This window comes from Pseudoalteromonas sp. McH1-42 (genome assembly GCF_022347845.1).
Taxonomy (GTDB): domain Bacteria; phylum Pseudomonadota; class Gammaproteobacteria; order Enterobacterales; family Alteromonadaceae; genus Pseudoalteromonas; species Pseudoalteromonas rubra_D.
In genome coordinates this window covers 63,782-75,147 of record NZ_JAKRFU010000013.1, presented here as the reverse complement: position 1 = coordinate 75,147, position 11,366 = coordinate 63,782, and the positions used below count along the sequence as shown (strand labels likewise).

At 50.5% G+C, this 11,366-nt stretch carries 10 protein-coding genes; all 10 read left to right on the top strand.

The features are described from left to right. Window positions 1-275: 275 nt before the first annotated feature. From mraZ to murG, 10 genes are read left to right on the top strand one after another with little or no spacing between them, the layout of a single operon-like run. Window positions 276-734, top strand: coding sequence for a division/cell wall cluster transcriptional repressor MraZ (gene mraZ, locus MHN31_RS13115; RefSeq protein ID WP_040644569.1), 459 nt, complete (start codon window positions 276-278; stop codon window positions 732-734). Window positions 735-755: 21 nt separating this feature from the next. Beyond that, window positions 756-1,691, top strand: coding sequence for a 16S rRNA (cytosine(1402)-N(4))-methyltransferase RsmH (rsmH, locus tag MHN31_RS13110; RefSeq protein WP_125558907.1), 936 nt, complete (start codon window positions 756-758; stop codon window positions 1,689-1,691). Then, entirely contained in the window at window positions 1,691-2,011 is a 321-nt protein-coding gene (gene ftsL / locus MHN31_RS13105) for a cell division protein FtsL (protein ID WP_125558909.1), read from the top strand. Before rsmH ends, ftsL begins: the two co-directional genes overlap by 1 nt. After that, window positions 2,008-3,822 carry a penicillin-binding transpeptidase domain-containing protein gene (locus MHN31_RS13100; RefSeq protein WP_125558911.1) on the top strand — a complete coding sequence of 605 codons (1,815 nt, stop codon included), beginning with the start codon at window positions 2,008-2,010 and terminating at the stop codon, window positions 3,820-3,822. The genes ftsL and MHN31_RS13100 overlap by 4 nt, the downstream gene beginning before the upstream one ends. Further along, a complete protein-coding gene (locus MHN31_RS13095; protein WP_239444456.1) occupies window positions 3,812-5,290 on the top strand; it encodes a UDP-N-acetylmuramoyl-L-alanyl-D-glutamate--2,6-diaminopimelate ligase in 1,479 nt (492 codons plus the stop codon). Before MHN31_RS13100 ends, MHN31_RS13095 begins: the two co-directional genes overlap by 11 nt. Further along, window positions 5,287-6,690: a UDP-N-acetylmuramoyl-tripeptide--D-alanyl-D-alanine ligase gene (murF, locus tag MHN31_RS13090; protein WP_239444455.1), complete on the top strand. Its 1,404-nt coding sequence runs from the start codon at window positions 5,287-5,289 to the stop codon at window positions 6,688-6,690. Before MHN31_RS13095 ends, murF begins: the two co-directional genes overlap by 4 nt. After that, the gene (gene mraY, locus MHN31_RS13085; RefSeq protein ID WP_058796498.1) at window positions 6,684-7,766 is read left to right on the top strand and encodes a phospho-N-acetylmuramoyl-pentapeptide-transferase; all 1,083 of its coding nucleotides are present in this window, start codon (window positions 6,684-6,686) and stop codon (window positions 7,764-7,766) included. Before murF ends, mraY begins: the two co-directional genes overlap by 7 nt. Window positions 7,767-7,788: 22 nt before the next feature. After that, window positions 7,789-9,114, top strand: a complete 1,326-nt coding sequence (gene murD, locus MHN31_RS13080) for a UDP-N-acetylmuramoyl-L-alanine--D-glutamate ligase (protein ID WP_239444454.1) — start codon at window positions 7,789-7,791, stop codon at window positions 9,112-9,114. Beyond that, window positions 9,108-10,283, top strand: a complete 1,176-nt coding sequence (gene ftsW, locus MHN31_RS13075) for a cell division protein FtsW (RefSeq protein ID WP_010383646.1) — start codon at window positions 9,108-9,110, stop codon at window positions 10,281-10,283. The genes murD and ftsW overlap by 7 nt, the downstream gene beginning before the upstream one ends. Beyond that, window positions 10,280-11,344 carry an undecaprenyldiphospho-muramoylpentapeptide beta-N-acetylglucosaminyltransferase gene (murG, locus tag MHN31_RS13070; RefSeq protein WP_239444453.1) on the top strand — a complete coding sequence of 355 codons (1,065 nt, stop codon included), beginning with the start codon at window positions 10,280-10,282 and terminating at the stop codon, window positions 11,342-11,344. Before ftsW ends, murG begins: the two co-directional genes overlap by 4 nt. Window positions 11,345-11,366 lie beyond the last annotated feature (22 nt).

Sequence of the window (11,366 nt, the reverse complement as noted above, 5' to 3'; positions counted from 1 at the left end):
AAATTTCATGAATGAAATATTCTCTAGTAATCAAAAAAGGGACGTTTTTGTGTGCAAAGATCCCAGATTATTTGTCTGCCCACATTTTCCCACCGATTTCATGGAGTTCCGCAAAACCCGCGATTTTTCTGGCCTGTAGACGAGTTAAGCCGTGTGATCCAACTTGACAAAAAGGCTTGTCAAGCCCTAGACTGTCATCCTGTGGGAAAATGTGGGTTAGAGTGGATCAAATTGGATCAAAGATTAGCTTATCGTAACAGGCCAAGCGGGTAATTATGTTCCGCGGCGCAAACTCTCTGAGTCTCGATGACAAAGGGCGCTTCTCGATACCTACCCGGTATCGCCAACCGCTGTTGTCTGAAGAACAGGGAGCCGTGATCTGTACTATTGCGATCAATGAACCATGCCTGTGGCTTTATCCGTTGTCTGAGTGGCGCGAAATTGAATCCCGATTACAACGACTATCCAATACTAACCCCAGAGTCAGACGCTGGCAGCGCATGTTATTAGGACATGCGGAAGAATATCAGCTGGACAAAAATGGCCGTATTCTGCTGGCGCCCACGTTGCGTGCTCATGCTGGTCTTGGCAAAAAGCTAATGCTGGTGGGATTGCTTAACAAATTTGAGATTTGGGACGAAGCTCGCTGGTATGAGCAAATGCAGGCCGATACCGAGATAGAGCGCAGTGGTGACGTGGAAGCGTGCCCTGAGCTGGACGACTTTTCTTTATAACTGGGGTGAAAACCAAATTTTATGGCGACAGAATGGCAACATATATCAGTGCTGATGGCTGAAACGCTGGATGCATTGAATATCCAACCCGATGGTACCTATATTGACGGCACATTTGGCCGCGGGGGTCACTCGGGTGAAATACTGAAGCGGCTGAACGAGCAGGGTAAGTTACAGGCCATCGATCAGGATCCGCAAGCGATTGCGGCCGCTCAGAAATTTGCCGACGATCCGCGTTTTAGTATTGCCCATAATCGGTTCTCGCACATTGAGAGCGTTGCCCGTGAGGCCGGCCTGTTGGGTCAGGTCGATGGTATTTTGCTGGATATTGGTGTGTCGTCCCCTCAGCTGGATGACGCTGAACGTGGCTTTAGCTTTATGAAAGATGGTCCGCTGGACATGCGGATGAACCCGATGGCTGGCCGCAGTGCTGCGCAGTGGCTGGCGGAAGCTGAGCTGGAAGATATGGTGTTTGTGATCAAAAAATATGGCGAAGAAAAATTTGCCCGCCGGATTGCGACCAAGATCATTGAAACCCGTGAGCATACTGAGATCACTTCCACCAAACAGCTGGCAGAGTTAATCGATGAAGCGGTGCCGGTAAAAGACAAGCATAAGCATCCGGCAACACGTACCTTTCAGGCCATCCGTATTTACATCAACAGTGAGCTGGAAGAAATCCAGACGGCATTGCAAGCCGCACTGGCGGTACTGAAACCTGGGGGTCGCTTGGTTGTGATCTCGTTCCATTCTCTGGAAGATCGCATTGTTAAGCAGTTTATCAAGAAACAAAGCAAAGGGGAGGCTGTGCCGCGCGGTTTGCCACTGACAGACGCGCAGTTAAAACAAAACCTGACGTTAAAGTCCGTAGGTAAAGCCATTAAACCCAGTCAGGCTGAAATTGATGCCAATCCGCGAGCACGTAGCTCGGTACTGAGAATTGCCGAGAAACTGTAATGAAAAAGCATCAGCGTCAGCCGAAGTTGTTCTTAGAGATGTGCCAGTTGTTACTGGCCAACAAGCTGACGTTTGTTCTGCTGGCTGTGACCTTAGGGTCGGCGCTTGCGGTGGTGCAGGTAACTCACCTGACTCGCCAACAGCTGATAGAGCAGGACAGGTTATTACAAAAACGCGACGAGCTGGATCTGGAGTGGCGCTATTTGCTGGTTGAGGAAGAGTTTTACTCACAGCATGCGCGCATTGAAGAAGTGGCCAGAACTCAGTTACAAATGAAGCGGCCAACCAGTAAAGAAGAGCAGGTGATCGTATTACCATGAGCCCGGCGAAAAAGACCTCAGTCAATTTAATCAGCTGGCGCTTTGCGCTGGTCAGCGTGATGCTGGTGCTGGTGTTTGCCGCGCTGATCGCCCGGGCTGCCTATTTACAGGTGATTGAGCCCGATAAAGCCCGCTCGGAGAATGCTAAACGGACGGTCCGGGTTGAAACCGTGCGGGTGCAGCGCGGTATGATCTTCGACCGTAACGGGAAAGAGCTGGCAGTCAGTGTGCCTGTGGTCAGCGTCTATGCCGATCCCAAAGCGCTGGACAAAGCATTATCAAAAAAAGTGCTGAGAAAAGCCCGGCGCAATGGTGAAGATACTCAGGCTTTGGTTGATAACACGGCCGAACTGAGTGCCCGTAAACAGGCATTTTATCAGGACGAAGTACGCTGGCGTGAGCTGGCAGATGTACTGCAAATTAAACAAGAAAAGATAGACAAACGCCTGCGCGATAATCCCAAGCGTCGTTTTGTTTATTTAAAGCGCCAGGTGACGCCCGCGGTTGCCAATTATATTCGTCAGATGCGCCTGCCTGGGATTCATTTGCTTGATGAATCTAAGCGTTATTACCCCAATGGTGAAGTGACAGCGCATGTGCTGGGTGTAACCAACATTGATGGTATCGGCATCGAAGGTATTGAAAAGCTCTATGATAAAGCGATGACGGGCACCGAAGGGCGCCGCACCATTCGTAAGGATGCGCAGGGGCGTGAGGTCCAGGTACTGGCAGAAGAAGAACGGGTAGAGCCGGAAGATGTGCACCTGAGTATCGATCTGCGGATCCAGGCTATCGCATATCAGGCATTGAAATCGGCGGTATTGACCTATCAGGCAACATCGGGATCGGCCATGGTGGTCGATGTGCATAGCGGTGAGATCCTGGCGATGGTCAACAGTCCGAGCTTTAATCCCAATGATATGAGCGATGCAGCGCCCTATAAACGTCGCAACCGGGCCATTACCGACCTGTTTGAACCGGGGTCGACACTTAAGCCTCTGGCTGTATTAGCGGGCCTGGACCATGGTGTTATCCAGGCAGACGACACCATAGATACCTATCCAGGCTGGATGCGCCTCAACGGAGGCCTGGTTAAGGACGAGCGCAATCACGGTGAAATGACACTGCGCGAAATTCTTAAGATTTCCAGTAACATGGGAGTAGCTAAAATCAGCCAGATGCTCCCAAAAGAGTATTTTGTTGGCCTATATCAACAGGTTGGCTTTGGTGAAGACACCGGTACTATGATGATTGGCGAGAGTTCAGGCTTGTTCTATCCTAATCGCCGGTGGTCAGACTTTGAGATTGCGACCCTGTCTTATGGCTACGCTGTTTCTGTCAGTACCGCACAAGTGGCCAGGCTCTATGCGACATTTGGCGCGGGGGGGATCTCCCGGCCGCTGACCATTATGAAGCAGGACGGACCGGTGCCTGGCGAGCGGCTGTTCCGTGAAGAAGACGCACTGGCAGTTGTTGAGATGATGGAGTCGGTCTTTGAAAAAGGGGGCACTGCATCCAATGTGATTGTTGATGGTTATCGGGCTGCTGCTAAAACTGGTACGTCGGAAAAGGCGATTGCCGGCGGGTATGGTGACGAGTACGTGGGTTATTTTGCCGGTGTTGCACCGGTCAGTGACCCTCGTCTTGCGGTGGTGGTTATGATCAATGAACCAGGTGGCGATGTTTATTACGGAGGTCATACGGCAGGACCTGTGTTTGCTGAGATAGTCTCTAATGCACTGAGAATTTTAAATGTGGCGCCGGACAAAGACCGCGTTGCTTATTTATCGAGGCCTGACAATGACACGTGACCTGAGCCAGGCACTGGCTTACATCGGGGTTTCATACCCAGCGACAGTGATTAATGAATTGCGCCTGGACAGCCGTGAAGTGGGTCCGGGCGATTGCTTTATTGCACTTCGCGGTCATCAGCAAGATGGCGGCCACTTTGTTGCAGCGGCGCTGAGTCGTGGTGCTGCATTGGTGTTGGCGGATGCAAACTGTGTTGTTGATGTAGAAGATACGCGTGTATTGCAGATCTCCGGGCTGGCAGCCAAAGTGGCTAAGCTGGCTGCGCTATTTTATGGTGAACCCAGTCATGCCATGACTTTGGTGGGTGTGACGGGGACAAATGGTAAGTCCACCACAACGGCGATGATAGCGCACCTGGCCAGTGCATGTGGTTTGCCAGGTGCCGTGATTGGCACCCTGGGTTATGGTGCACCTGATTTGCTCACGCCACTGAATAATACCACTCCGTCTCATGTGGATTTGCAACGTATTTTAAATGAGTTGCGTCACAGTTATCAGCTGGCTGCTATGGAGGTATCGTCCCATGGACTCGTGCAGGGACGGGTGGCCCAGTGCCAGTTTGATGTGGCAGTGTTTACCAATCTCAGTCGCGACCATCTTGATTACCACGGCACAATGGAAAATTATGCCGAGGCGAAACTACAACTATTTAGTCACTGTGAGCCGAATTTTGGGGTGGTTAATATTGATGATCCCTGGGCACAACGCTGGCTACAAGCGAGTAAAATCGCCAATCCGGTGGGTTTTGGTCGCAAGCCGGCTGATGATCAATTACATGAAACGTTACACCACTTTGTATATTTTAGTGAGGCGCAATTTAACAGTCAGGGGATCCACTGCCGATTTCATACCAGCTGGGGTGACGCTGAGATCAGAACTCCCCTGTTTGGTGAATTTAACCTGTATAACCTGAGCGCAGCATTTGCAGTTTTACTGACTCAGGGGATCCCTTTAACGCAGTTGATTGAGGGGGCGGCGAAATTGCAGCCCGTGACTGGCCGCATGCAAGCTATTGAAGTGGCTGGAAAGCCAACGTGTGTGGTGGATTATGCCCATACACCAGATGCACTAGCACTGGCGCTGCAGGCACTGCAACAGCATGTTCCAGGCAAAGTGACCTGTGTGTTTGGCTGTGGTGGTGAGCGTGATAAAGGTAAGCGCGCGCTGATGGCGCAGGCGGCTGAACGGTATGCGGATACCGTGGTGATCACCAGTGATAACCCACGGGGGGAAGATCCTCTCACCATTATTAACGACATTAAGGCTGGGCTCAGTAAGCCTGAGTATGCTCTTTGTCAGCCTGATAGGGCGACTGCCATACGCGAGGCAATTCAGGGGGCTGATCAACACAGCGTGATCCTGATTGCCGGCAAAGGGCATGAGGACTATCAGATCATAGGTAACCAACGCCTGGCTTTTAGTGATATTAGCTGGGCTCAGACAATATTATCAGGGGAAAGTGCATGATCAAGATGGATCTCTCTTGGCTTGCGGATGTACTGAACGCCCCTTTTGACGGGCAAAACCGCAGTGTTTCAAATGTAAATACAGATACACGTACAATTAGCGAAAACGAAGTGTTTCTGGCACTCAAAGGGCCAAATTTTGATGGCCATAAGTTTGTTGCTCAAGCGCAACAAAAAGGCGCGATTGCCGCCATTGTGGACCATCCAGTCGACGTTGATATTCCTCAACTGGTTGTAAAAGATACCAGGCTTGCGCTGGGACAACTTGGCCAGGCTGTCATACGTCAAGTGTCGCCAAAAACTCTGGCGATTACTGGCAGTGTGGGCAAGACCACGGTTAAAGAAATGTCGGCGGCTATTCTTTCCCGTCTGGGCAAAGTGCTGGCCACAGCCGGAAATTTCAACAATGACATTGGCGTACCATTGACCTTATTACGACTCAGTGAAGACGATGAGTTTGCGGTCATTGAATTGGGTGCAAACCATATAGGTGAGATAGCTTATACCAGCGATCTAGTCAATCCTGATGTGGCTGTGGTGTGTAATGTTGCACCAGCACATATCGAAGGTTTCGGCTCAATAGAAGGGGTTGGTCAGGCGAAAGGGGAAATTTTCTCCGGGCTCAAAGACAACGGCGTCGCTGTGTTGAACTGCGACTGTCGCTTTGCGCCAATGTGGGAACAAACTCTGACCACTCAGCGTATCAGTCGTTTCTCAATGGAACAACAGCTTGATCTGTGGGTAGAGGATATCAATCTGGATACATTGGGCCGCGCTACCTTTTCACTGTGTCAGGGGGCGCAACACGTTACTATCACACTCCCATTACCTGGTGAACACAATGTGATGAATGCTTTGATTGCGGCATCTTGTACCCTACAGTTGGGTGCGACGCTGGAAGATGTCAAAGTGGCATTGGAAAATATGGCAGAGGTCAAAGGTCGGGTTAACCTGATCGAAGTGTCGGATACGCTGCGGGTAATAGATGATAGCTACAACGCTAATGTTCGATCGGTAAAGGCTGCCATAGACTTGCTAGCAAGTATGCCAGGCTATCGGGTGTTTGCGCTGGGTGATATGAGCGAGCTGGGCGAAGAGGCGCGGCAATATCATGAAGAAGTGGGCGAATATGCTAAAGAAAAAGGCATTGAAGCGCTGTTTTCTTTAGGGGTGTTGAGCCGCTATGCCAGCGATGTGTTTGAAACTGCAAATCGTCACTTTTCTCAGCGAGAGCATATGCTACTGGCAATTCAGCAATTACTGGCGCAGCGCGATGACATCTGCACTGTGGTGGTGAAGGGGTCGCGCAGTGCACGTATGGAGCTACTGGTCGCTGATCTGGTTGAGGCTTCAAAAGTGAAAAACAACGATGCTGATAGTGAAGAGGAAAAACCATGTTAGCCTGGTTAGCAGAATATCTGACGCAGTACTATAGCGGCTTTAACGTTTTCTCTTATCTGACATTACGCGCGATCCTGGGGATCCTGACTGCGTTAATGATCTCTTTGTATTTCGGACCTAAATTGATCCGAAGCTTACAGAGAATGCAAATTGGCCAGACTGTTAGAGACGACGGTCCGGAATCACATTTATCTAAGTCAGGTACTCCCACCATGGGGGGGTTATTGATTTTAGGTGCTATTTTTGCCAGTACGCTCCTGTGGGGCGACTTAGGCAACAAATACGTCTGGGTCACCTTATTTGTGATTGGTTCATTGGGTGTCGTTGGGTTTGTTGACGATTATCGTAAAGTGATCCGTAAAGACAGCAAGGGCCTGATAGCCAGATGGAAGTATTTCTGGCAGTCCGTGATTGCGATTTCCGTAGCTGCATTCATTTATTTCACTTCTACGGACCCGTCTGAAACGGTGCTGGTGGTGCCCTTTTTCAAAGATGTACTCCCTCAGCTTGGGCTGTTTTATCTGGTGATGAGCTATTTCGTGCTGGTGGGAACGTCCAATGCGGTGAACTTGACCGATGGGCTCGATGGTCTGGCCATTGTGCCGACCATTTTAGTGGCATCCGCCCTTGCCATTATCGCTTATGTCACCGGTAATGCCGTGTTTGCAAATTATCTCCACATTCCTCATATAGCCTCTGCCAGTGAACTGGTGGTGGTCTGTACGGCGATTGTTGGCGCTGGGCTAGGGTTTTTGTGGTTCAACACCTACCCGGCACAAGTCTTTATGGGTGATGTCGGCTCGCTGGCGTTAGGTGGCGCACTAGGTATCATCGCCATTTTGGTGCGTCAGGAGTTGGTGCTGGTCATTATGGGTGGTGTATTTGTGATGGAAGCCTTGTCGGTGATTTTACAAGTGGGCTCCTACAAGCTGCGTGGACAGCGGATTTTCCGAATGGCCCCGATCCACCATCATTATGAACTAAAAGGCTGGCCGGAGCCCAGGGTGATTGTGCGATTTTGGATTATCTCAATCATATTAGTGCTGGCGGGGCTGGCAACCTTAAAGATCCGCTAAAGCAGTACACTAAGGTGTTGATATGGGTTATTTAGAAACCTTAAAAAATAAACACATTACTGTGCTCGGACTGGGTGTAACCGGTCTGGGCATTGTGCGCTTTTTGGTGCGCCACGGTATTACGCCTAAAGTTGTTGACTCTCGACCTGTGCCGCCAGGGGCAGACTGGATGAACCATAATCTGCCAGAATGTGAAGCGGTATTTGGCCCGCTTGCTGAGGCTGCACTGAGTGCCACCGATCTGGTTGTGATCAGTCCTGGTGTGCCGTTATACGAGACCTGCGTTGCTCAGGCTATCGCCGCTGGCGTCGAAGTGATCGGCGACGTGGAGTTATTTGCACGCCTGAATGAAAAGCCAGTGATTGCTGTGACTGGCTCAAATGGTAAATCTACCGTTGTGAGTCTGGCTGCTGAAGTGTGTCAGCAAGCTGGTCTGAAGGTCGGGTTAGGTGGCAATATTGGTACATCTGTGCTTGACCTGCTGGAGCAGGACTTTGATGTATTTGTATTGGAGCTGTCGAGCTTTCAGCTAGAAACGACGCACAGTTTGCACTGTCTGAGTGCGATGATCCTTAATATTACCGAAGATCACATGGACAGATATCCGGACTTTGCCGCGTATTGCAAAGCAAAGTTGCGTATCTATCAGCAGGTCGATTGTCTGATCTATAACGCTGAAGATTCGCGGACGTTTGTGCCCCATGACAACGCGTTGAGTGTCGCGCTTGAGCAGGCTGACTGTTGTTTACTACAAGAAGATGGGCAGACTTACTTTGCATTACATGGCAAAAAGCTTTGTCCGACAGAGGTGCTGGCAATGCCAGGTAGACACAACCAGTTTAATGCCTTGGCTGTGATCGCACTATTATCTCCTCTGGGGCTACCTGATAGCGCGTTCACTGCAGCCTTTGGTACTTTTAAAGGGCTGCCACATCGCTGCCAGCTGGTTGCTGATGTACAGGGTGTACGTTATTTTAATGATTCCAAAGCAACCAATGTGGGTGCGACTGTCGCGGCCCTGGAAAGTTTGGCTGGTGAACAAGGCCAGATACTGTTGATTGTGGGGGGGGATGCTAAAGGGGCTGATCTGTCGCCACTCAAAACCCCCCTACAGCAATACTGTAAAACGATTCTTTGTTTTGGTAAGGATGGCGCTGACTTTATGCCATTGCACCCTCGCAGCCAAATGGTCAGCAATCTGAGTGAAGCGGTGGTGCTGGCTGCTCAGCAGGCATCGGCCGGAGATCTGGTACTACTGGCACCAGCTTGTGCCAGCATTGACATGTATGCCAACTATATGGCCCGTGGTGAGGAGTTCTGTCGATTAGTTGAGGGGCAGACATGCTGAGTATGACCGCACTGCGACACAACTTCACCCCAACCTCTTCGGATTCGTTGTTCGATGTCCCGTTGCTGTACGCCATGTTGTGCCTGGTTGGGATTGGGTTTGTAATGGTGACCAGTGCATCTATGCCGGTGGCTGAGCGCTTGTATGATAATCCGTACCACATTGTTACGCGCCACAGTATGTTCCTGGTAATGGCAATGGTGTTGTTCTGGCTGAGCACCACAGTGCCCATGACCTGGTGGAAGCGATTTAATCCATATTTACTCTTACTGGGTTTGGTACTGTTAGCCGTTGTGCTGGTTGTGGGACGCGAAGTGAATGGATCAAAGCGCTGGTTGCCCGTTGGCCCAATCGGTTTTCAGGTTGCTGAAGCCGCGAAACTGTTTTTCTTTAGTTATATTGCCGGCTATTTGGTCCGTAAACGGGATGAAGTACAGGAAAACCTCAAAGGGTTTGCAAAACCCATTATTGTGTTTGCTGTGTATGCTTTTTTGATCCTGATGCAGCCCGACCTGGGGACTGTCGTGGTGATGTTTGTCACCACTGTCGGGCTGTTGTTTTTGGCCGGTGCAAAACTTTGGCAGTTTTTTGCTCTGATGCTGACCGGTGTGTTACTAGTGGTGATGTTGATCATTTTTGAACCCTATCGTATGGCGCGTGTGGTTGGTTTCCTTGAACCCTGGGAAGACCCCTTTGGTAAAGGCTATCAGTTAGTGCAATCTCTGATGGCCTATGGCCAGGGGGGCTGGTTTGGTCAGGGGTTGGGTAACAGTGTTCAGAAGTTACAGTATTTACCGGAAGCACATAATGACTTTATCTTTGCCGTGGTCGCTGAAGAACTCGGGTTTATCGGCGTATTTTGTGTTTTGATGACGCTGGCCACACTGGTCTTCAGAGCTCTGCTCATCGGGCAAAAAGCACTCAAAGCAGGTAAAGAATACGAAGGCTATTTAGCGCTTGGTATTGGGATCTGGTTTGCGTTCCAGACCGTGGTTAATGTCGGTGCCAGTGCGGGTATGCTACCAACCAAAGGGCTGACTTTGCCCTTCATCTCCTATGGAGGCTCGAGCTTATTGATCATGACCATTGCAGCTGGTTTGTTACAGCGCATTGACTTTGAGACTAAGCTGTCGACGCGTCAGGCAACCTCGCGCGGAGGTAAAAAATGACCAAACGATTACTGGTAGTCGCTGGTGGAACTGGCGGACATATTTTCCCGGGAATTGCGGTGGCCAAAGCACTTGAGGCACAGGGCTGGCAAGTATCCTGGATCGGCACCGCAGATCGGATGGAGGCGCAAGTGGTACCTGCGCATGAGATTGACATCGATTTTGTTAATGTCAAAGGCGTGCGTGGTAATGGCATTAAACGTTTGCTCACTGCCCCGTTAATGGTGCTTAAAGCTGTGTTTGCAGCTAAGGCGATTATTCGCAACCGCCGCCCGGATGTGATTCTTGCAATGGGAGGCTATGTGACCGGACCTGTTGGCCTTGCTGCCAAGTTGGCTGGGGTCCCTTTGGTGATCCATGAGCAAAATGCAGTGGCCGGACTGAGCAATAAATTGCTGGCGCGTATTGCAAGCAGAGTATTGGCTGCATTTCCCCACGCTTTTGCCGAGCGCAGCCATGAGGTTGTCGGTAATCCTGTACGCTCAGGCGTGGCTCAGATAAGTCCAAAGCGGCCAGGTCAGGCTGTCAACGTGTTAGTGGTGGGCGGCTCTTTGGGGGCTAAGGTGTTGAATGATACAGTGCCTGAGGCTATGGCGCTGCTTATTGAGGCGACATCGTGTGATTTACAAGTCTGGCATCAAAGTGGCAGGGGGAATGATACCGGCCTTGAGGTTGACTATCAGCGCTATGGCCTGCAGGCCAAAGTAGCTGAGTTTATTGATGACATGGACCAGGCCTATGATTGGGCCGATGTGGTTGTGTGTCGCGCAGGTGCTTTGACTGTCAGTGAGATCGCGGCCGCGGGCAAAATGGCGGTGTTTGTGCCTTTGCCTCATGCCGTTGATGACCATCAGACTGCTAATGCGCGTTTCTTAGTGGATGAGTCGGCGGCCTTGTTGATCCCGCAGTCTGACTTATCTGCACAGCATTTATGTGACACTTTGGTACCTTATTGTCGTGACCATGCCCTGATCTGGGAAAAAGCGAATAAAGCAAAAGCCTGCGCTCAGCTGTCTGCAACTCAGTCAGTCGCAGCGATTTGCGAAGAAGTAACGAATTAAAAGAGATAACAGTGAAAGAAAT